The 21873-nt window shown below is 35.1% G+C and carries 17 protein-coding genes; 9 read left to right on the plus strand and 8 right to left on the minus strand.

All coding sequences use genetic code 11. The annotated features are described in order from the left end of the window. Positions 1 to 173 precede the first annotated feature (173 nt). The 4 genes from trpB (at position 174) to Q0L29_RS02415 (ending at position 7097) form a co-directional block, all read left to right on the plus strand. Positions 174 to 1355 carry a tryptophan synthase subunit beta gene (gene trpB / locus Q0L29_RS02400; RefSeq protein ID WP_296618750.1) on the plus strand — a complete coding sequence of 394 codons (1182 nt, stop codon included), beginning with the start codon at positions 174 to 176 and terminating at the stop codon, positions 1353 to 1355. Between the two features lie 95 nt (positions 1356 to 1450). Further along, positions 1451 to 2248, plus strand: a complete 798-nt coding sequence (gene trpA / locus Q0L29_RS02405; protein ID WP_296618752.1) for a tryptophan synthase subunit alpha — start codon at positions 1451 to 1453, stop codon at positions 2246 to 2248. A gap of 399 nt (positions 2249 to 2647) precedes the next feature. Then, complete coding sequence (gene aroF, locus Q0L29_RS02410) at positions 2648 to 3661, plus strand: 3-deoxy-7-phosphoheptulonate synthase (RefSeq protein WP_296618754.1); 1014 nt, start codon at positions 2648 to 2650, stop codon at positions 3659 to 3661. A 376-nt stretch (positions 3662 to 4037) separates the two neighbouring features. Beyond that, positions 4038 to 7097, plus strand: coding sequence for a T9SS type A sorting domain-containing protein (locus Q0L29_RS02415; RefSeq protein ID WP_296618756.1), 3060 nt, complete (start codon positions 4038 to 4040; stop codon positions 7095 to 7097). An 81-nt stretch (positions 7098 to 7178) separates the two neighbouring features. Here Q0L29_RS02415 and Q0L29_RS02420 read toward each other — a convergent pair whose 3' ends face one another. The 8 genes from Q0L29_RS02420 to Q0L29_RS02455 form a co-directional block, all read right to left on the minus strand. Further along, the gene (locus tag Q0L29_RS02420; protein WP_296618757.1) at positions 7179 to 9626 is read right to left on the minus strand and encodes a TonB-dependent receptor; all 2448 of its coding nucleotides are present in this window, start codon (positions 9624 to 9626) and stop codon (positions 7179 to 7181) included. 21 nt (positions 9627 to 9647) lie between these two features. Further along, entirely contained in the window at positions 9648 to 10550 is a 903-nt protein-coding gene (locus Q0L29_RS02425; RefSeq protein WP_296618759.1) for an alpha/beta hydrolase, read from the minus strand. A 254-nt stretch (positions 10551 to 10804) separates the two neighbouring features. Then, positions 10805 to 12202 carry a hypothetical protein gene (locus Q0L29_RS02430; protein ID WP_296618761.1) on the minus strand — a complete coding sequence of 466 codons (1398 nt, stop codon included), beginning with the start codon at positions 12200 to 12202 and terminating at the stop codon, positions 10805 to 10807. An 87-nt stretch (positions 12203 to 12289) separates the two neighbouring features. Then, complete coding sequence (locus Q0L29_RS02435; protein WP_296618762.1) at positions 12290 to 13774, minus strand: AMP-binding protein; 1485 nt, start codon at positions 13772 to 13774, stop codon at positions 12290 to 12292. Then, entirely contained in the window at positions 13764 to 15287 is a 1524-nt protein-coding gene (locus Q0L29_RS02440; protein ID WP_296618764.1) for a sodium:solute symporter, read from the minus strand. The genes Q0L29_RS02435 and Q0L29_RS02440 overlap by 11 nt, the downstream gene beginning before the upstream one ends. A gap of 20 nt (positions 15288 to 15307) precedes the next feature. Then, positions 15308 to 16297 carry a 3-oxoacyl-ACP synthase III family protein gene (locus Q0L29_RS02445; RefSeq protein WP_296618765.1) on the minus strand — a complete coding sequence of 330 codons (990 nt, stop codon included), beginning with the start codon at positions 16295 to 16297 and terminating at the stop codon, positions 15308 to 15310. 25 nt (positions 16298 to 16322) lie between these two features. Continuing rightward, positions 16323 to 17057 (minus strand): 3-oxoacyl-ACP reductase FabG, encoded by a 735-nt coding sequence (fabG, locus tag Q0L29_RS02450; RefSeq protein WP_296618767.1) that lies wholly within the window; start codon positions 17055 to 17057, stop codon positions 16323 to 16325. A 145-nt stretch (positions 17058 to 17202) separates the two neighbouring features. Next, positions 17203 to 17925, minus strand: a complete 723-nt coding sequence (locus Q0L29_RS02455; RefSeq protein WP_296618768.1) for a TIGR04283 family arsenosugar biosynthesis glycosyltransferase — start codon at positions 17923 to 17925, stop codon at positions 17203 to 17205. Positions 17926 to 17979: 54 nt separating this feature from the next. On the opposite strand from Q0L29_RS02455, the gene Q0L29_RS02460 reads away from it, so the two are divergent. The 5 genes from Q0L29_RS02460 to Q0L29_RS02480 all read left to right on the plus strand — a co-directional run. Continuing rightward, entirely contained in the window at positions 17980 to 18768 is a 789-nt protein-coding gene (locus tag Q0L29_RS02460) for a DUF547 domain-containing protein (protein WP_296618770.1), read from the plus strand. 383 nt (positions 18769 to 19151) lie between these two features. Further along, positions 19152 to 19466 carry a helix-turn-helix transcriptional regulator gene (locus tag Q0L29_RS02465; RefSeq protein ID WP_296618772.1) on the plus strand — a complete coding sequence of 105 codons (315 nt, stop codon included), beginning with the start codon at positions 19152 to 19154 and terminating at the stop codon, positions 19464 to 19466. Continuing rightward, the gene (locus Q0L29_RS02470) at positions 19463 to 20512 is read left to right on the plus strand and encodes a DNA cytosine methyltransferase (protein WP_296618774.1); all 1050 of its coding nucleotides are present in this window, start codon (positions 19463 to 19465) and stop codon (positions 20510 to 20512) included. The genes Q0L29_RS02465 and Q0L29_RS02470 overlap by 4 nt, the downstream gene beginning before the upstream one ends. A gap of 3 nt (positions 20513 to 20515) precedes the next feature. Next, positions 20516 to 21481, plus strand: coding sequence for a HaeIII family restriction endonuclease (locus Q0L29_RS02475; RefSeq protein ID WP_296618776.1), 966 nt, complete (start codon positions 20516 to 20518; stop codon positions 21479 to 21481). 191 nt (positions 21482 to 21672) lie between these two features. Further along, positions 21673 to 21873: hypothetical protein (locus Q0L29_RS02480; protein WP_296618778.1), on the plus strand; the 201-nt coding region annotated here is incomplete at its 3' end.

A 21873-nucleotide genomic window follows, 5' to 3' on the forward strand; every position in this document is an offset into this window, starting at 1 on the left:
GCGGAAAGGGGAAAACTTTTCCATAAAATCCAATATACTGCGTTGTCTTTCCTCGATATAGCTCGCTATATCTTCTAAAAGACGCCTTGTCTATTTAATTTTATGAAAATCTGAATTTCCAAATTAGAGTCGAACTCAGGTTACTAGATACTCGCTACTAAATACTAGTCATTATGGAAATCAAAATAGATGAAAACGGATATTATGGAGAGTTTGGCGGGGCTTATATTCCAGAGCTTTTGCATCCTAATATTGAAGAGTTGAAAAATAATTATCTCAAAATTTCAGAAGAACCGGAATTTCAAGAGGAGTTTAAAGCTTTGCTAAAAGATTATGTAGGGAGACCAACTCCTTTATATTTAGCAAAAAGGCTTTCAGAGAAACATGGCGCCAAAATCTATCTGAAAAGAGAAGATTTAAACCATACCGGAGCGCATAAGATCAATAATGCCATTGGACAAGCATTGCTGGCGAAGCGTTTAGGCAAAAAGAAAATCATTGCCGAGACAGGAGCCGGTCAGCATGGAGTGGCAACCGCTACCGCTTGTGCTTTGTTAGATTTGCCTTGCAAGGTTTTTATGGGAGAGGTTGATATGGAAAGGCAAAAGCCTAATGTAGAGCGAATGAAAATTTTGGGTGCTGAGGTGATTCCGGCAACTTCTGGTTCTAAAACTTTGAAAGATGCCACCAATGAAGCCATGCGCTATTGGATCAATAATCCTGATGATACGCATTATATCATTGGTTCAGTTGTAGGTCCTCATCCTTTTCCTGATATGGTGACTCGTTTCCAATCCGTAATCAGCGAAGAAATGATGGCACAATTGCAAGATCAAGAAGGTACCAATGTACCGGATTATGTAGTGGCATGTGTTGGTGGAGGAAGCAATGCAGCAGGAGCATTTTACCATTATTTGAATAATGAGAAAGTAAAACTGGTAGCAGTAGAAGCAGCAGGCCATGGTTTGGATAGTGGAGAAACTGCCGCTACAACTGCCAGAGGAAGCTCAGGAGTTTTGCATGGATTTAAAACCTTATTAATGCAATCAGAAGATGGTCAGGTAACGGAACCTTACTCCATTTCAGCTGGATTAGATTATCCTGGTATTGGCCCTTTGCATGCTCATTTATATGCCAGTAAAAGAGGAATCTTTAAATATGTAACCGATAAAGAAGCCATGGATGCAGGGGTTGAATTGAGTAAGCTTGAAGGGATTATTCCTGCAGTGGAAACTGCTCATGCTTTAGCGGCTTTAGACCAGTTTAAATTTAAAAAGGATGATGTAGTAGTGGTTAATTTATCGGGAAGAGGTGATAAAGATTTGCAGACTTATATCAACTTTGGAAACTACTAAAATTTAATTAGTAATTAATAATTAGGAATTAATAATTAAGCATGGTTCTTTATCATTGTCTTAATTCTAGGTTCTAGACTCTAGGTTTTATTAATATGAAAAACAGAATTGAACATATATTCCAGCAGAAAGATAAAGAAAAGCTGACAATTTATTTTACAGCCGGTTATCCTAATTTGGAAGACACTAACACGATTTTAAAAGCATTGGATAAGGCTGATGTGGATGTAATTGAAATTGGAATGCCTTATTCAGATCCCTTGGCTGATGGACCAACCATTCAGCAGAGTAGTATGAAAGCATTGGCAAATGGTATGAATTTGAACAAGCTTTTTGAACAACTGGCGGACTTACGGAAAATTACGGAAAAACCGGTTTTCATTATGGGCTATTGTAATAATGTATTGAAATATGGTACTGAAAAGTTTTGCCAAAAATGTGCTGAAGTAGGAGTGGACGGATTGATTTTGCCTGATATGCCCATGCATGAATTCAAACTGCAGTTTAAGCCCATTTTCGAAAAATATAATTTAAAAAATGTATTTTTGGTAACGCCTAAAACTTCAGAGGAACGAATCAGAGAAGTTGATGCACAGGAAGGTGGTTTTATTTATATGGTGAGCAGTTCCAGTACGACTGGTGGTAGTTGGGGTGAAAGTCCCGAAAGGCTAGATTATTTAAAACGCATTCAATCCATGAAATTGAAAACACCAAGAATGGTAGGGTTTGGAATAAGTGATCATGAAGCTTTAAGCATGGTCAATGAATATGCTGATGGAGGTATCATTGGAAGCGCATTTATTAAGGCTTTGGATGGTGGTAATTTGAAAAAAAGTATTGAGGAATTTATTGGTAAGGTAAGAAGCCCCCTAACCCCCAAGGGGGGAAGTTAGGGCAGTGGCCAAGATGCAGAAACGGATGTTTACTTGAAATAAAGTAGGAAAAAGTTGTTAGTTATTGGAAGGTTTGAGTGAGGAGCATAAAGTAAGATATGAGATCAATTAATTTATAACTAACTCGACCACTTCCGAGGAACTCGGAAAAGCCTGAGGGAGGAAAGTTTAGCGGGCAAGCGTTGGCCATGCGGGTGGAAGCCAGCCAGAGGCTGGTCAGCCTCTGGCTGATTTCTTTTTGTTCAAGCGAAAAGAATGGGAGAAAAATGAAAGCAGAAAATATTACTAATAAAGATTAAAATAGTTGAAAATTGGAATGCGTAAATATTAAACAACCTAAAATCTATAATCAGGATATCAAGTCTTGGCTCTAGATTCTAGACTCTAAAAATCTAAAATATGATACTACAACTTGAAAAAAATATAGATACCACCCAAAAAGAAGATCTAATCTCCTCTTTGGGAAAATTCACTAAATCAGTGAGCGAAGTGCAAACCCAAAAAGGATTTTATTTGGTAGCACTGGAAAAAGGAGACATTGACATCCGGGAAATCGGACATCTAGCAGGAGTGAAAGATGTGCATGTGGTTTCCGATAATTACCAATTGGTTTCCAAAAAATGGAAAGTAAACCCTGCGGAAATTAAACTACGCGATGGCGATATTATTTCTCAAAATCATTTCAATATCATGGCAGGACCTTGCAGTATTGAAAATGAAGACCAGGTGGATGCGGTAATTGCTCATTTGGTTGAGAATAATGTGAAAATCATGCGTGGAGGGGTTTATAAGCCAAGAAGTTCACCTTACTCTTTCCGTGGTTTAGGAATGGATGGTTTGAAAATGTGGCACGACAAAGCCAAAGCGGCTGGTATAAAAATTATTACTGAAGTGATGCAGGTATCGCAAGTGGAAGAAATGTATGATTTCATAGATATCTATCAGGTTGGTGCCCGAAACACACAGAATTTCAATTTATTGGATGAGTTGGGTAAAGTGGATAAGCCCGTTATGATTAAAAGAGGAGTTAGCGGTACAATTGAAGAATTGTTATATTCTGCCGAATATGTTTTCAGTGGAGGAAATGAAGATTTAATTTTATGTGAAAGAGGAATTAGAACCTTTGAAAATATGACCCGAAATACTTTGGATATCAATGCGATTCCGGTTCTAAAAGACCGAACCCATTTACCCGTAGTGGTCGATCCTTCTCATGGAATCGGTATCAGAAAACATGTTGAGCCTGTTGCCTTAGCAGGAATTATGGCTGGTGCTGATGGCGTGATTTTTGAATTGCACCCCGATCCTGAAAAAGCAATGAGTGACGGACAACAATCATTATACTTTGCTGAAAGTACTGCTATGGTGAATAAAATGCGAAGGGCTTATGAGCTGAGAGGAGAGTTAAATTAAAATTCATATATAATTTTGAGCAGAATCAATCTTCTTTTTCAGATTGATTCTGCTTTTTTAGTACCAATTCCGATACTTTTTAGCATCTGATAATTCCTATCAGGTGAAAATTTCCATGAATCCATCATAAATTTAAAAGCATACAACACCTGCCTTTAGCTATGCTTGATTATTAATGTTTGTGGTTGGAGATTTGAAATAGTCATGTACTAAGCTCTCTACTATTGTATGATTATGTTGAAGTCTATCCTTTTTGGGCTTTTTCTTACACCAGATAGACTTACACTCATCGAAAATAAAATCAGTTATCATCATAGATATTATAATTTCCTTAATTTTATAAAGAATGATAGCTCTTTATAAATATTTATAATATATGAAAGGATTTTACTTTTTACTGTTATTGCTTTTCTTTAGTGGGACTATTTGGTCACAGTCAGTTCAAGAGCGTACTTGTGCTGCTCAGATTGTGCATGCTCAAAAATTAGAGAATAATCCAGTCTACAAATCTTCTTATGAAAAGATTCAAATAAAAACTAAAGAATTTCAAGAGCAACTGAGATTTTCCAGGGCAGCCATTTCCAATACTGTAAGAGATATTCCTGTATATGTTCATATTATTTATAATGAAAATAGTCCAGAGCAAAATATAAGTATTGCTCAGATTGAATCGCAAATTCAAGTCTTAAATGAGGATTTTAGAGCTTTAAATACAGATATATCTGGAGTCCCTACTGAATTTGAAGGAGTAGTAAGTGATTATCAATTGACCTTTACCCTGGAAGGAATTACACGTAAGTCTTCTTCAAAAATCGAGTGGGAAACTAATGATGAAATGAAGAGCACCGCTACAGGCGGAGTAGATCCTATTACTCCGGAAACTCATTTGAATATATGGGTATGTAAGTTATCAGGAACTTTGTTGGGATATGCCCAATTTCCGGGTGGAGCTTTTGAAACTGATGGTGTGGTAGTGGGGCCTGAATTTTTTGGAAGCTCTGATTATGATACAGGTAACAACTTTTATTTAAACGCACCTTTCAATAAGGGCAGAACTACCACGCATGAAATAGGACATTACTTAAATTTAAGACATATCTGGGGAGATGGGAATTGTACTGTGGATGATGGGGTTTTAGATACTCCCGTAGCAGCTGAATCGAATGGTGGATGCCCAGCATATCCTACAAAATCTTGTACTGAGAATACTGAATATACAAGTGATATGTTCATGAATTATATGGATTATACGAATGACGCTTGCATGTTTATGTTTTCCGCAGGTCAGAAAACACGGTCCTATGCTTTATTTGAGCCAGGGGGATTTAGAGAAAATCTAGGTCAAATTAATGATGGATGTGATTTAGCAGCTCCAATAGGTTTAGCGTTAGTAGATAGAACTACCACTAGCCTAAGTTTAACTTGGGATGCGGTTACCAATGCAAGTAGTTATGATGTTTGGGCAAATGGTATAATTAATAGTAGTGCTACCAATTCAATTCAGTTAACTGGGCTAGAAGAAGGGAATACTTATGAAATAAAGGTTAAAGCTAATTGTGTGGATGGTGGATCAGGTGAATATTCTTCAGTTTTAAGTATAAATACATTAGGATGCTATTCTGGTCCTTTATTGCTGAGCATTACTACTGATAATTTTGGTGCTGAGACTTCCTGGGCTTTAACTTATGAGGGAAATGTTGTTCAGACTGATTCAATCACCTATGAAAATAACACCACTTATACAGAAACTTTTGATTTTGGAAATGGAAATTATCAATTTGAAATATTTGATACTGCGAATGATGGTATTTGTTGTAATTATGGTAATGGTTCTTATTCCCTAATAGATAATGATGATCGAATTATTAAATCAGGAGGAGTATTTGGCTCTAGTGATTCAGTTAGTTTTTGTGTTGAAACTATAGAAACAATTGATTGTAGTACTGCCATTACCGCCAATTTGGGTAATAATATAGTAGATACTGCACCAAAATTGTTTGAATTTGATGCAACGGAAGATAGAGAATATATTATCAGCTCAGTTGGATCCACCACTATCGATACTGATTTAAGTATTTTTAGTGATTGCAACACATTACTGGCTTCAAATGATAATTTTGAAAACCTTCAATCTGAAGTCACATTAACTTTAAGTGCTGGCCAGAAAATTTATATAAATTGGAGGGATACACACAGTACAGCTGGTTTTGATTGGTCGATTACTAAGGGTAGAAGTTCACAGACTATCAGTTTCACAGATCTTCCTGAAAAGTTTGTAAATGACGAAGCTTTTGAATTAAGTGCAACAGCCTCCAGCGGTCTAGCCATTTCTTATTCATCAAGTAATTTAGACGTTGCCACTATTTCAGGCAGCACACTTACTATAATTGGAGCAGGTCAAACTACTATTACCGCATCTCAAGATGGAAACGCAGATTATTTAGCTGCTCCTACAGTTCAAAAAGTATTAACCGTTAATAAATTAGATCAGACTATAAGCATAACCTCAATAGCTGATAAATTCATAACGGATCCTGATTTTGATGTAGAAGCTACGGCTTCCAGTGGACTTGCTTTAACTTATGAAATATCAGGTCCAGCCACGATTAATGGGACTACTATTAGCCTGGAGGGAACAGTTGGAACTGTAACAATTACTGCAAATCAAGCAGGGAATGAACAATATAACGCTGCAACTGCTTCCGAGAGTTTTCAAGTAACTGAAGATCCATGCATTGGATTCTCAATTACTGAAGTATTAACATCTGATGTAAGTTGCGCAGGAGAGAGTGATGGTTTAATCGAGGTAATTATTACAGGAGGAATACCCCCCTTTACTTATAGTTTAAATGAAAGTTCTCAGGTAGAAAGTAATATTTGGGAAGGCTTATCTGCAGGAGAATATATTATTACAGTTACGGATAGCATTGGTTGCACACTTTCTGATACAGTTTTAATAGGAAGTCCTAATGTTTTAGAAATATCCGCGGAGGTTACCAATAGTACCAGTTTAGATGGTAATGGAGCTATAGAATTAACGGTTTCAGGTGGTATGGGTGCCTATTCTTATCTATGGAGTAATGGAGCAAATACCTCTATGATTGATGGACTTGAGATAGGGGTTTATACTGTGATAGTAACTGATGAAAATGGATGTAGTAAAGAACAAAGTTTTGAGCTTGGGGGGGTAACTTCAAACGATAATGCCCAAGAAAACGAGTTTAAAGTTTATCCGAATCCAGCACATAGTGAAATAAGTTTGATCCATAATGGAAAGTCAGATCGTTTAAAAATTTACAATGCCAGGGGCAAGATTATTAAAGATTTGAAGGTTGAAGGCGAGAGTACTAAAATAGATTTAAGTAATTGGTCTCCAGGATTATATTTTATCCGTTTGAATAAAGTAGGGCTTACTCAAAAATTTGTTAAATATTAAATTAGGTTAAGAATCAAAAAAAAGACTGCTATTTTTAGCAGTCTTTTTTTATGAAGGTTGGTCGTGGTGATGTTAAAATTATTATTGACCTATTGGTGGTAATTTCATTTTAAATTCAAAGTTAAATAACCTTCCAATGAAAGGGGAGGCTGTGAACTCTCTAAATTCTGAATCAAATAGATTGGTTACCTGACCTGAAACTGTGAATTTATCATTGATTCTATAACCTAAACTCACATCAACATTCACAAATCCTCCCAATGGTCCATAATTCCAAGTGTCAGCGCTTCTCGCATTTTCCACAATTGGTACACCTCTATAGGTTAAATCTTGTGTTTTTGCTGCAATTTGAAAACTTGAGAAGTAGTCATATTCCTGTACCCAACGAGTGAAAATTGTACCGAAAAATTTGCTACCTGAATAATTTAGTCCAAAACCTGCCCTATGGTTGGGTGAATTTACTAATACGTCTAGCTTATTGACCACTCCATCATTATTGAAATCATTTTCCATATTTTCTTCATCCACGTAGTAATCAAAGAAAGAGTAATTGAAATTTAAACTTAAACTGTTACTTAAAGCATAATTAAGCCCTAAATCAAATCCATAAGTATCCACTTCACCAAAATTTATATAGGTGGCTACTAAGCCTCCGAATACAGCATATCCAGCTTGAACCTCTTCAATAGGCTGATCACCTCTTTCGGTTGTCACACCCACTACCGTTACAGGGCTTAGGAAATCCTTGGACATATTATAATAAGCATTTGCATCTACATAGAATTTTTTGGCTGGTTTTCCTTTATAGCCTATTTCTATTGTCTGAATTTGTTCAACTCTTTGTTTTTCAACTTTAGTACCATCAGCTAAAGTGAAACCATCAGAATTACCTAATATTAAACCGCTAAATAAATTTCCGTACATATTGAGAATAGTGGGAGCAGCAATTCCTTTACTGTAGGTTAATCTTGCAGCACCATTTTCAAAAGATTTTACTATCCCGCCCTTAGGAACGAAATTAAATTCATATACTTCATGGTAATCTCCTCTAGCTGCTCCAGTTAATTTAAAACCATTTCCTAATTTATAATCTAATTGCGTATAAAATCCGATTTGATTTATAGTGATGAAATCATTTTCATTTTCATCTAATAAATAGGTACCATGACTATTAGCCATATCTCTTTGGAACTGAGATCCAACTACAATATCCAAATCTCCAATGCTGTTGTTATGTTGAATTTCAGCATTAATTCTTCTAGAATCATCAACAAATAAAGCCCCACTTTGATAAGAAAAATCGCCTCTAGCTTGAGCATCACTTAATCCTGAATCTATTCCTCTGTAATACTGCTTAGTTCTTTCATCAATTGCATAAGTTGAGTCAGTTTTACTCGTGGTATAATAAGCTTGAGCAAACCAGTTGTCAGATATAAATTTCAGCGTGTAATGATTAATTCTCCAATCTTTAATTTGGTTTCTTCCAACATTGGTGGGAGCTAAATAAGTACTATTACTTCCTCCCCATGTAGCCACTATTTCAGCATTATCTGTTACCTCATAAACTAATGAGGCATTACCTTTTAAAAATTCAAAATCATTGTCCAGTTCCAACTCCTCTTCAGCTGATTTATAAGGATTACCTTCATTATCAACCCTTGTTACGTAAACTGAATCAGCAAATTCGAATTCTGTTCCTCTGGTATATTCGCCAGAAATTCTGAATGATAATTTATCATTGATTTTTTGTGCATGCCTTAATCTTCCGGTAAACATATTCTGATTTCCTGCTCCTAAAGCAACTGTTGTTCCTTCTGAGGTGCGCGGATCTTTCATGATAGTATTCACTAAACCGTTATGTGCATTCGGTCCGTAAAGAGCTGCATTAGGACCTAAAATCACTTCTACTCTATCTATATCTTCTTTTATAAATGTAGAAAGCGGACCAAGTGGTAGGCCTGTTGCAATTAAGGTAGCAAAACGTCCATCGTTCACTTGAAGGTTTTTAGCATTAAAGTTGCTGTTAAAACCTCTAATATTAATTCCTGTTCCAATAACTCCTGAACGAATAAATTCCACACCTTTTACTCTGGATAACAGTTCTCCTGCATTAAAAGATGGAAGTTCATTGATTTGCCGGGAATCAATTACCTGGATTGTAGCTGGCGTTTCAGTTATTTTTTCTGCTCTTCTAGTTCCTGAAACCACAACTTGATCTGTTAAGTAAACTAATGAAGGAGTCATGGTAATAGTGCCTAAATCTGAGGAACCGCTAACTTGTTTCCTAATAGTTTCAAATCCTATAAAACTAAAAACTAAAGTAGGGTTAGATTGGGAAGTTTTCAATTCAAATGTCCCATCTGTTTTAGTAGAAACACCTTCTTGAGTGCCTTCAATCATAACATTAACTCCAGGAAGTGGATCATTGTTATCTCCGTCTATTACTTTACCCGTAATGGTTTGTTGCGCATAAATACTATTTGCCCATAAAAGGCAAATGCTTAAGCAAATTGTAATTGTCGTTTTCATAGTAGTCGTATATTAAGTGGTTTAATTGTTTTCTAAAAAGTTTTTCATGATTTCATTTACTTTCTCAGGCTGATCAAAATGTACAAAGTGACCGGCCTTGGGTATCATTTCTAATTTACTGTTCGGAATATTTTCCGTAGCTTTTTCGCCTATTAATTTGGTATTCAATGCTTTATGTAAGTAGGTATTTGGAATAAGTCGGTCCTCTTTTCCATAGCATATCAAAGTAGGTTGTTTGATTTCTCCTAATTGTTCGAAAACAGGCTCATTTAACATTCCCATTACCCCTTCGGCAACTACATGGCTATATTCCATGAATTGGCTATCAGTTTTGATTTTCATTCTATCCTCATACATGAATTCCGCTCTTTCATCCATTTCATAAAAATTTAAAGAAAGATTGATGCGGTATTGCTCATCAGATACATTAGCAATGCTTTCTGGTGAGGTAGAATTTTTAAAAACCTCTTTTTCTTTTTTATTAAAGGTTTCAATACCCGCAGGAGCCATCAATAATAGAGATTTTACTTTTTTAGGTTCAGTGAGTGCCATCGTCAATGCAATTTGACCTCCCATTGAATGACCTGCTATGTGAAAAGAGGTAATGTTTAATTTATCCATCAATTCAATTAGATATTGAGCATGAAAACTCATGTCTGCTTTGAAATTACCTTTAGTGGATTTCCCATATCCAATCAAATCCACTGCAATGCATCTATAAGATTTGGATAACTCGCTGATGTTATATTTCCATCCGGGAGCATAACTCGCTAAGCCATGAATGAATAAAATAGATTCACCTTCTCCTATGTCTGCATAAGCCATAGTCTTACTGTCAGAGAGCTTTTTCTTTTTCATTTCAAAAGGGTATTCCAATCTCTCGAACTGGTTTTGACTATTTGCGTTATTAGTAGTCAAAACCATAATTATCATTATTAGAAGAAAGATAAATAGAGTAAGATTCTTTTTCTTGTAAGAAGAAAATGCTTTCATTTCTCATTTGTGTAAAATTAACTTTGCTATAAATCTATTTTGCTAATCTATGAAAGCTTAATTCAAACCAAATGAAGAATATTATTGAAATTGGGTTGACTATTATGGTGTTTTATTCTTATAAAGTCTTTTATGTGATTTTTAAATGTAATTTTTTTGAAATAAAGGGGTGTGACTATTAGGTTTTAGAATAGTTCAGGTATCACTTTTTGAGTGTCTTTTAGCAATTCATTTACTGCTTTACTCCTGTTACTAATTTTATCGTAGGTTCTCAGAAAATTTTTATAGAATTCTTTTAATGCATCTAACTCTATTTTTTCACTTTTATAAGAAGCTGCAAAATAATACCATTCAAGAGTAGCCACCGAACTTATTTTTTGCAAATACTTCTGTTCTCTTTCCAGTAGCTTAAATTTATTGATGTATTGCAATATCTTTCTGTAATGTCCCTTCAAAAATAAAGCCCGAAAATAGACAGTAAAAAAAAAGTGCCATCTGTGCTCCAGTAGTTCTTTTTTATAAGCAGAGAGAAAAATTTCAGCATGTGTGATGGCTTTGTTCAATTCTTCTGAATCAGTAAGGCAACGCACATAAGATGCCACAAAGCTCACTCTATGATGAAAGTTAGCACTATTTTTTGCTTGTGGAAAAGCCGTTTTCATCAAGCTAAGTGCTTCTTTAGTTTTGCCTTTTTTTAATAAAACTGTATTAAGATTGTTGACATAATGCAAGAAATCGCTGTTTTCTACTCTGATAGACAGATAGCCATATTTCTCCGCTAAATCCAGTTGATTGGCTTTACTATGGAAAAGCAGTCTGTTCCCATAATAGTTAATTAATATTCGTTTACTGTAGAAATTCCCTGATTCCAATAAAGGCTCCACTTCTTCGAAAAGATTCTCCATCTTTTCTTGCTGATTGTAATTGTAATAAAGGAATATAAGTCGAACCAGTGAATAATAGCGGTTCATTCCATCCATCATAGGGTCACGGAAAATCGTTAGCAACCAACTTTCCCATTGCTTAGATTCTTTATCATTGAAAGTATATTGGTTTGTGATATCAAAGGTAGCTTCTTGTATTCTTCCGTAAACCAATCGGCATTGATCGTAATTGTTTTTGTATCGATTAACAAAATTAACGGCTTCATTATATTCTTTATGACGCATACGCACCAATAAGTAATTTAACAGGTGCATGGTCAACTCAAACCGCTTCATGAAATAATAATGAGAAGTATCTGTATTTTTAATGATGGTTAATAGAATCTGTTCATCTTCTGTGCTTATGGCATCATTCATCAATTTTTTTTCCAGCTCAATCAATTGATCAAATTCTTGATCCACATCCGCATTATTCAAATTTTCGCTAATCCATTGAATCATTCGTGAATATTTCCTTTTGTCAATGTGGGTGGAAAAATCAGGTTGAGGAGTAACACCTGCCACTTTTTCATGAGTTTGTTTTAAAATAATGAGATTTTCAGGATCAGCGAATTGTTGCTTATTGAGTAAATAGGTGGTTTCATGAGGTAAAAGCCCCATGATAAATTCATTAAATTTTTTAAGTTTTTGTTTTTTCAAAAGTGTAGTAGCTAAAAAAATCTTCAGTTCAAAAGCATTGAAATTAAGCTATTTTTAAATTTAAATCAAAGCAAGGGTATATTTCTTTCAGCCCAACAACTTCCGATTAATTTTTCCTGTATCATTTTTTGGAAGCTCTTCCAATACCTCAAAATGCTTGGGTACTTTATATTTAGCTAGGTGTTTTATGCAATAAGCCGTTATATCAGATACCTCTTTTTGACCGTTTTTAAAGACCACAAATGCTTTCCCAACTTCTCCCCATTTATCGTGAGGAACGCCAATTACGCATACTTCCTTAATTTCAGGATGTTTTAAGATACATTTTTCCACCTCAGCCGGATAAACATTTTCCCCACCAGAAATAAACATATTTTTAATGCGGTCTACCACATACAAATAGCCATCCTCATCTTCTTTTAAGATATCTCCTGTTTTGAACCAGCCATCTACTATGGCTTTTTCCGTTTCTTTAGGGTTTTTCCAGTAACCAGGGGTGACGATTGGTCCTTTAATCCAAAGTTCTCCTTTTTCTTGAGGTTCTGCTTCCACTCCGGCTTCATTCATCAATTTAGTGTCCACATAAAAATTCGGAAAGCCAATCGAGCCTCTTTTTCTAATAGCATCCTCTGCTTCCAAAGAGGTGATATTTGGTCCACATTCAGTCAAACCATATCCTTGTCGAATTGGTACTGCCTGTTCGTTCCATTGCTCAATTAGTTGAATCGGTAAGGCTTCACCGCCCACTATCATAAAGCGCAATTGACTGAAATCTGTCTTTTTGAAATGATCACTTTCACTTAGCATCCTCACCATGGTAGGGACCAACATACCAATGCTAATCTTTTCATTTTCTAAAGCAAATAACACCTTTTCAGAATCAAATTTTGGCATCATAATGAGTGTTCCACCAAAATGTAGGATAGGAGCAGTTAACACATTCCAACCTCCAGTATGAAAAGGGGGCATTACATTAAGATAAATGTCATCCAAAGTGATTTTAAGTCTGATTGCAGTATTGATGCTATTCCACAACATCATTCCATGAGTGTAAATAGCACCTTTAGGTTGTCCAGTTGTGCCAGAAGTGTAGAGGATAAATGCAGGATGCGTCTCTTCTAAAGGTTTTGAAGTATATTCAGCTTTTTGCTCTTTTGCAGCTGTCGATAACCATTCTTTATATTGGGCAAATGCGATTACTTTTTCTTTGATTAATTGTGGAACATTATTTAATAAGCTTCTGTACTCCTCAGCCACTATTATCAAACTTGGATCTGAATTTTGCACTAAAAAGGCAATTTCGCTCGCGCTTAATCTGTAATTAATAGGGACTAAAATGATCCCCATTTTTTGTGCCACCCCTAATAACGCAACATATTCCGCATCAAAATCTGCGAGTATTAATAATCTATCACCTTTAGTTAAATTGAAATCTTTTTCGAGTATATGTGATACAGCATTTGCAGCATGATTTAATGATTTATAATCATAGCCTAAACCAGTGTCAATATTTTTAACTGCCAGTTTGTTTGGACTGTAGGTGCTCCATTTTTCGAACCAATCACATTTCATCTTTTGCTTGTTTTGGTAGTACAAAATAAAAAATTAATCCGACAACTGATGAGCTTATTATAGCTAGAGCAGAAGATATAGCGGGGTTTTTAACTTCTCCTTTCATATATGGTGTTAGACCTCCATAATATATGCTGAAATAAACAATCAATGCCGTTAAGGCTGCTAAATACACCGCCTTCGGATTTGTCCTTTGAAAGAACATGCCGAATAGAACAGGAATGAATGCACATGAAAAATAAGCATAAACCCCATTTTGAGCAAATATTGCCACGCTCATATTTGGATTTATCAATTGCTGATAGGAAAATATAAAAGAAACAATAGCCAAGAGAATAATGACTATTTTATTAATCAACATTCCATTTTTTGGCTCAGTAAGCTTTTCTCTAATATTTTTTGGACTGATTTTCAATAATATGTCGGATGTAATGGTCGTACTCAAACTCTGAATCAAGCCCTCAAGTGTGGACATTCCTGCTGAAATTAATCCAAAAATGATCACAATACTGATGTAAACAGGGAACTTACTGACTACATAAGTAGAAATTAATCCATCAGGTGCAATAGGGCTTCCGTCAGCCATTAAATCTGGGAATTCTATTCTAGCGTACAAACCAGCAATCACAACCAAAAAGAAAAGGAATTGGACAATAGAACCTACAATCAAATATCGGTTCACGTCACTTTCTTTCTTTAAAAGCAGCGATTTAGTCAAGATATGAGGCTGGCAAACTATAGCAATTCCCACCACCATCTGGCAAAATATAATTTCAAAATAATCTCTGAAAATAGGGCTTTCAGGATTCAGTGGCTTAGTCAGCAAAGGATCAATATTATTTAGTTTGTCCATAAATCCGCTGATGCCTTCATCCAAATATTCATAGCCAGAAGCAATTAATATAATGGCTACTATCAACATGGAAATTGCTTGAATAGCATTCGTATAAACCATAGAATTTGCTCCCCCAAACATCATATAACCAAAAATAAAGACTACTACTCCAGTCAAAACCCAGACCTCATCTACATTCAATGCTTTTGATAAAACTTGGCTGATTCCTACACAAATCAAAACTATAAAAGTGATGAGGAGCAGAGAAAGGAAAGCAAAAAATAGTGAAAAGCCTTTGCTTTGATAACGATTTCCCATCCATTGTGCCATGGTGAGTGCCGAAACTTTACTTCCGAATTTCCTGAATCCTTTAGTTAACAGAATAAGTGAAAAAACGGCCGCTATGGGTAAAGCCAATCCATAGGAAATAAAAGCGCTAAGACCGTAAGTTCCAATTAAGCCGGGATTAATGATAAAGGTAGCAGCACTAGTCATAGAAGCGGCCAGTGATAATCCCACAAAAGCAGGAGAAAATGAAATGCTTCCTACTGCATAATCATTCATGTTTTGGGTTTGCTTAAAGCCTTTGAAAACCAAATAAATAACAGCTATTGCATATACTGAAAGTAAAATCGTTGTGGCTGTTGCAACTGGAATCATTCCTATTAAAAAGTTCATGTTGTACACAGAATAAAATTTTAGATTCTAAAAGCAGCACCAGCGAAAGATAATCCCCCGCCAGAACCAATTAAAAATATGATATCACCATTTTTTACTTCTCCACTTCGAAAAGACTCATCAATTGCCATAGGAATTGCGGCAGAACCTGTATAGCCATATTTATGCATGATGTATTTAGCCTTATCCTTTTCCAAGCCTAAATTATCCAACATTTCGTAAATGGCATTAATGTTGATTTGAGTCATGAAGAATTTACTGATGTCTTTTATATCAATATTAGCTTCTTTTGCCATTCTATGACTCATTTCTGTCCACATGGTGGGATTCAAATCTTTTGGAAATTTTTTCACAAACTGAAGCTGATGTTTTCCGCTATCCACAACTTTATGATTTACAGGACAGCCAGTTCCGCCAGCATAAATCCCCATCCAATCATGATATTGACCTTGTGTGAATTGATGTGCATTTAAAAAACCACTTTCCGTATTTTCTGCAGCACATAAAATTACAGCCCCTGCACCATCTGCAAAAAGAGTCACTGTTTTCTTATCTGATTTATTTAAATATTTGCTCATGGCATAAGCGCCTATCACCAGAATATTTCTGTATTGCTTATCTGCAATAATGTATTTTGAAGCGGTATCTATAGCACTTACAAATCCAGCGCAAGCAGAATTCAAATCAAAAGTTCCAGCACCTTTAGCTCCCAATCGATCTTGTAGAATTGCAGCAGTTGATGGAGATATATATTCTGGAGTATCAGTAGAAATGATGATTTGATCCAATTCATCTGCACGGATGCCAGCACTTTCCAATGCTTTAAGGGCAGCTTTTTCGCATAAATCTATAGTAGATTCATCTTCATCGCACCAATACCTTTGTTCAATAGTTAAATTTTCACGAAGCCAAGTATCAACATCTTCTCCCAAAAGTTCGTTGAAGTATTCATTTTTCAACAGTCTTTTCGGAACATAGGACCCAGTTCCGCTTATGATTGCGTTTCTCATAGTTCTTTAATTATGACAGCTTAATTTAGATAGTTACCGCACCATCTACATTTAAGGTAGTACCGCTAATAAATGAAGCTTCATCAGATGCTAAAAAAGCATAGGCGTTAGCAATTTCTTCCGGTTCTCCTAATCTACCTAAAGGTGTTTTTCCTTCCAGCATATTGATCACTTTTTCAGGTATGCTTTTCACCATTTCAGTAGCAATAAAGCCAGGAGCTACTGCATTTACTGTAATACCTTTTCTACCTAATTCTTTAGCCCATACTTTGGTCATGCCGATAACCCCGCTTTTGGTAGCTACATAATTCGTTTGTCCAAAATTCCCATAAACTCCTACTACAGATGAGGCATTGATAATTCTGCCATAGGCCTGTTCAACCATAAAAGGAGAGATGGCTTTAGTGCAAAAGAATACTCCATTGAGATTTACATCTAGTACTTTTTGCCATTGATCCACAGTCATTTTAGATAGTGTAGCATCTTGCGTTATACCCGCATTATTGATAAGTATATCTATTTTCCCGAAATCTTGATGGGTTTGTTGAGCAGCTTTTTCAACTTGCTCAAATGATGTGGTGTCTACTTGATAGAATCTTGTGTTATTTCCCAAATCCTTAGCGGTTTCTTCCCCTTTATCTTTTACGATGTCCCAAATGGCTACTTGAGCACCTTCTGCTATAAATTTCTTTGCAGTGGCTTTTCCAATTCCATTGGCTCCACCAGTGATTACCGCTACTTTATCTTTAAGTCTTTCCATAAATGTCGTTAAATTTTGGAAAGCAAATTGGGTAAATGTGGCTTAGAGCTCAATGTATGTTCTCAAATGTGAGAGGTTGACTATGTGATGATTTATTACAAATTATAGATAAATGGTGCGTATATTGATTTTAATTTAGGGTGGACTATTTAATTCCTTTAGGATGTTTTATCAACTGTAAATATTTTTCTTTCAATACCTGTGGATGATAGCCTTTCATAAACATTTTATATATTTTCAAATTGGCAAGGTTCACTTGCCAATAGCTATTGTCTTCATATTTCCTTGCTGAAACCAAAACTGATTTAGGAATTATACCGAACTTATATTTTTTCCACAGTCTTTTTATCAGCTCGAAATCTTCCATTACCACAAATTCCTCATTGAAGCCTTTATTTTCCTCAAAAACAGATTTTTTAATGAATAAAGTTTGATCGCCACCTCTGCACCAAAGCACTTTAAAGCGTGTAAAAAATGAATTTAACGCTAGAAATGGGTGCTTGGAGTCAAATTTGAATCGGTAGCATCCAAAATCATATCCCTTTTTGATGAAATTAATAATGTCTGAGGCGAAAGTTTTAGGAGGTTTTGCATCTGCATGAACAAAATATAAAATATCCCCAACTGCAATTTCCGCTGCTTCATTCATCTGATACGCTCGAGAAGCTTGCTTTATGCAGATTACTTTCACTCCTAAACTTTTGGATATTTCCTGTGTCTCATCTTCACTATTAGCATCCGAAACTATAATTTCTGCAATATGCTCTTTTCCATTTTGCATTAAAAAATGCAGCAATTCAGCTATATTTTCAGCTTCATCGAGTGTCGGAATAATGACACTTATTTTATTATTGTAGGTTTTGGGCATCTGCAAATTATAATATTGCGTAATTATGTTCAGATAACATACGAAATAACAATAATGAAGAGATTCAGCCTTGTACTAATTAGTTTTTATTTACTTTTTGTCGGCTATAATAGTTTTGGACAAAATAAAATTAAAAGCGAGCCCAACGAATTTGTGCGTTTAAGTATGAATTTTATATCCGCTGTCAAGAATGATACTGATTATCAAAAATATGTGAATGAATATAAGGCCTTACCCCTTAATAAATTAGCCAAATCATTAGATACAGATAATAAGACGAAAGCATTCTGGATTAATACTTATAATGCTTTTGTGCAGATTCTTTTAACTGAGGATCCGTCACTTTTTGAAGATAGAGGAGCTTTCTTTAAATCAGATATAATTAATGTAGGAGGGGAGATGTTAAGCTTGGATTTTATTGAACATGGTATTATAAGAGGGTCAGTAGTGAAATTATCCATGGGCTTTTTGAAAGACCCATTTGCCAGCAAACTGGAAAAGCAATTTAGAGTGGAGGAAACAGACGGAAGAATTCATTTCGCTGTAAATTGTGGGGCTACTTCATGTCCTTATGTAGCAGTTTATAGTGCCTATGAATTAGACAAAGAGCTGGATCAAATTACCAAACAGTTTCTAAAAAGAACTACAGAATATGATGAAAGAGAAGATGAAGTAAATGTTACCACACTTTTTAGCTGGTTTAAAGGAGATTTTTCTGACCGAGGTGGTGTGATTGGATATTTGAAAAAATATGAAGTTATCCCTGAAAATGCTGATCTAGATGTGAATTATAAAGAATACGATTGGACCTTGGATCTGGGGAATTTCACGGAGTTGGAATAGTTAAAAAGAGATTATAGTTTAATTGTTTATGGTTTAAAATTCCCTCAATCAGTTTTTGGTTGGGGGATTTTTAGTTATGGCATTTTACTATTTGGAGTAATATTACAAAAACAATGAACTCTTTTATGTTTAGTTTAAATTAATTTTCTACTTTTAAGATAATCAAGGTGCACTTAGTTGATTATATAAGGAAGCTAAATGCACCTTCGGGTGTATTTAGCGAATTGTTGTGTTTCATACTGATCCAGTCGCACATTTTAGCACTTTCGGTTTTTGACCACACACAAATCCAACGCTAAAAAACCAAAAGAACTAAAAATTCTCATGCTCGAATTGAAGATTCTAAATAAATTTTATAGATTTGTCATAAAATGACAAGTCTTATGAAAACCACATTTGGAGAATACATCCGACTTTTAAGAAATGAAAACGGACTGACTTTAACTCAACTTGCTGCCAAACTGAATTTGGACTCTGCAAACTTGAGCAAAATTGAGAACGAGAAACGTGATTTTGATGAAAAGAGATTACCCAGACTTGCGGAAATCTTCAATCTTGACCTCACAGATGTAAGAAATGAATATGTCACCGACCAAATCGGTAAACAGATTTACGAAACAAACTGCACCAAACAGCTTTTACAAGTTGCAGAAGAAAAAGCAGAATATAGAAGAACATTAAAAGAAAAAGTAATATGAAACTAGTATCATTTTTTGCAGGAGCAGGCGGACTTGATTTAGGATTTCAAAAAGCGGGATTTGATGTAATCTGGGCTAATGAATACGATAAGGATATTTGGGAGACTTACGAAAAGAACCATTCTAAAACAACTTTAGATAAAAGAAGCATTGTTGATATTCCTGCTGATGAAGTTCCAGAGTGTGACGGAATTATAGGTGGCCCACCTTGTCAAAGTTGGAGTGAAGCAGGTTCAAAACGTGGAATAAATGACAAAAGAGGACAACTATTTTTTGATTTTATAAGGATACTAGAAGCGAAACAGCCTAAGTTCTTTCTTGCTGAAAATGTGAGTGGGATGCTATTGGGCAGACATAGCGAAGCTTTAAAAAGTATAAAGGAAATGTTTCAGAATGCAGGTGTTGGCTATGAATTATCATTTCAAATGCTTAACGCTTCTGACTTTAATGTGCCTCAGGACAGAAAAAGGGTGTTTTTTGTTGGCATTCGCAAAGACTTAAATTTTAAGTATCAATTCCCAAATCCATCAAAGAAAAAAATTACGCTTGAACAAGCAATTTTGAATTTAAAAAACAGTGTTGTTCCAGCCAAAGAAGGAAACAGAACAAATAAAGAAAACTGTAAAATTCCAAACCACGAATATATGATTGGTGGATTTTCTTCAATGTTTATGTCAAGAAACCGTGTAAGAACTTGGGATGAGCAATCATTTACAATTCAAGCGGGTGGAAGACATGCACCTATACATCCACAAGCACCAAAAATGAAATTTATAGAACAGAATGTTCGTGAATTTGTAAAGGGAAAGGAAGATTTATATAGAAGATTAAGTGTACGTGAATGTGCAAGAATACAAACCTTCCCTGATAGTTTTGTATTTCATTACAATCATATTGCAGCGGGTTATAAAATGATTGGAAATGCTGTTCCTGTTAATCTCGCGAGACATATGGCTTTGAGCATAAAAACTCAAATTGAAAATGCAGAAAAACAAACCAGCAAAACGAGAAAGAAACAATTGGAATTAGAAAATACATTATCATAAAGTATGGGAAGTCAAGTTATTAATGGAAAAGCTTTTGAATATTCTTTGCTTTGCAAATTTTATGATAGGCTAAATCTGGTTACAAATGTTTCTATTATTGAAAATGAACCATTTAAAAGGGTAAAAGAATGTTATGCAAAAGTGAGTGAAACTGAAAAGGATAATTTTAAAATTGCTGCGAGTTTTGCTGTTAACTTTTTAATTGATTTAGAACCTCGACTCTCAATTGGAATTAATGAAAAAGACATCCTTGTTTTGGAAATTGCATCGGATAGTGCTGGCAAAGAAGGAGATGTTAGAGATGTTCTTCTAATTCGAGCTTTTCAAAAATGGGAAATTGGTATTTCTGCAAAAAATAACCATAGAGCATTAAAACATTCAAGACTATCCACAAATTTAGATTTTGGCCAAGAATGGTTGCAAACACCTTGTTCTGAAAATTATTTCGAAGAAATCAATGAAGTTTTTGGTATGCTAGCTTCTATTAGAAAAAATGACAACACTAAAATTTGGAATGACGCATTTGAAGATGTATTTGCTCAAATTTACAAACCAGTTTTAACAGCCTTCAAGAATGAAATGTTGCGCCTTCAAAACCTTGACCCAGAAAATTTCGCCTCCAAGTTAGTCCAATATTTGGTCGGTAAAAATGATTTTTATAAAATCCTGAAAAGCAAAAGAAAAGTTGAGATTCAAGCTTTTAATTTAAATGGGACATTGAATTTAGCAGTAAAAAGTAAAAAACCCGAATTGAAAATAACTAAAATTCAACTACCAAAAAGACTAATTGAATTAGTTTTCAAGAAAGGTCACGATAACACTTTAATAGCCTATTTCGATGAAGGATGGCAAATTTCATTTCGACTGCATACTGCAAAATCTACTGTTGAACCCTCTTTGAAATTTGATGTTAATTTGATAAGTGCACCCTATAATTTGTTTTCACATCATATGTTAATTAAACAATAGTGCCAACGCTGAAAGCAGAACGAAAAAAAGTACGAAAACACAACATTATGTATGAAATCATAGCCACACATGGCAAACGCACAGACCAAAGCTACGATTCATACATTTAGCGTTGAACTAAACCGTTTCTTAATGGAAACGGTAAAATGCGGTATGATTAAATTGTAATGGTAAACAAAAAAGTTACCATTATGAAAACTCAAACAAAAAGCAATGCTTTAGAGCATCTCAAAAGAGAGCTGGAATTCCGGAATTACAGTGTGAGCACGGTAGAAACTTATGGTTCACTCATGTCTCGCATGGTTAAAACGAGCCATTTACCTCTCGAATCCATCACCCTATCACAGTTTAAAGATTACCTTCACAAGGTAGTGATAGAAAAAGGCCTATCC

Source organism: Marivirga sp. (assembly GCF_024636815.1).
GTDB lineage: Bacteria > Bacteroidota > Bacteroidia > Cytophagales > Cyclobacteriaceae > Marivirga.

What these genes read in the sequence shown, in the direction of transcription:
- Q0L29_RS02475 (WP_296618776.1), top strand. Translation starts at nt 20,516, where the DNA reads ATGGGAAGTCAAGTTATTAATGGAAAAGCTTTTGAATATTCTTTGCTT.
- Q0L29_RS02460 (WP_296618770.1), top strand. Translation starts at nt 17,980, where the DNA reads ATGAAGAGATTCAGCCTTGTACTAATTAGTTTTTATTTACTTTTTGTC.
- Q0L29_RS02420 (WP_296618757.1), bottom strand. Translation starts at nt 9,626, where the DNA reads ATGAAAACGACAATTACAATTTGCTTAAGCATTTGCCTTTTATGGGCA.
- Q0L29_RS02445 (WP_296618765.1), bottom strand. Translation starts at nt 16,297, where the DNA reads ATGAGAAACGCAATCATAAGCGGAACTGGGTCCTATGTTCCGAAAAGA.
- Q0L29_RS02415 (WP_296618756.1), top strand. Translation starts at nt 4,038, where the DNA reads ATGAAAGGATTTTACTTTTTACTGTTATTGCTTTTCTTTAGTGGGACT.
- Q0L29_RS02425 (WP_296618759.1), bottom strand. Translation starts at nt 10,550, where the DNA reads ATGGTTTTGACTACTAATAACGCAAATAGTCAAAACCAGTTCGAGAGA.
- aroF (WP_296618754.1), top strand. Translation starts at nt 2,648, where the DNA reads ATGATACTACAACTTGAAAAAAATATAGATACCACCCAAAAAGAAGAT.
- trpA (WP_296618752.1), top strand. Translation starts at nt 1,451, where the DNA reads ATGAAAAACAGAATTGAACATATATTCCAGCAGAAAGATAAAGAAAAG.
- trpB (WP_296618750.1), top strand. Translation starts at nt 174, where the DNA reads ATGGAAATCAAAATAGATGAAAACGGATATTATGGAGAGTTTGGCGGG.
- Q0L29_RS02465 (WP_296618772.1), top strand. Translation starts at nt 19,152, where the DNA reads ATGAAAACCACATTTGGAGAATACATCCGACTTTTAAGAAATGAAAAC.
- Q0L29_RS02435 (WP_296618762.1), bottom strand. Translation starts at nt 13,774, where the DNA reads ATGAAATGTGATTGGTTCGAAAAATGGAGCACCTACAGTCCAAACAAA.
- Q0L29_RS02440 (WP_296618764.1), bottom strand. Translation starts at nt 15,287, where the DNA reads ATGAACTTTTTAATAGGAATGATTCCAGTTGCAACAGCCACAACGATT.
- Q0L29_RS02455 (WP_296618768.1), bottom strand. Translation starts at nt 17,925, where the DNA reads ATGCCCAAAACCTACAATAATAAAATAAGTGTCATTATTCCGACACTC.
- fabG (WP_296618767.1), bottom strand. Translation starts at nt 17,057, where the DNA reads ATGGAAAGACTTAAAGATAAAGTAGCGGTAATCACTGGTGGAGCCAAT.
- Q0L29_RS02470 (WP_296618774.1), top strand. Translation starts at nt 19,463, where the DNA reads ATGAAACTAGTATCATTTTTTGCAGGAGCAGGCGGACTTGATTTAGGA.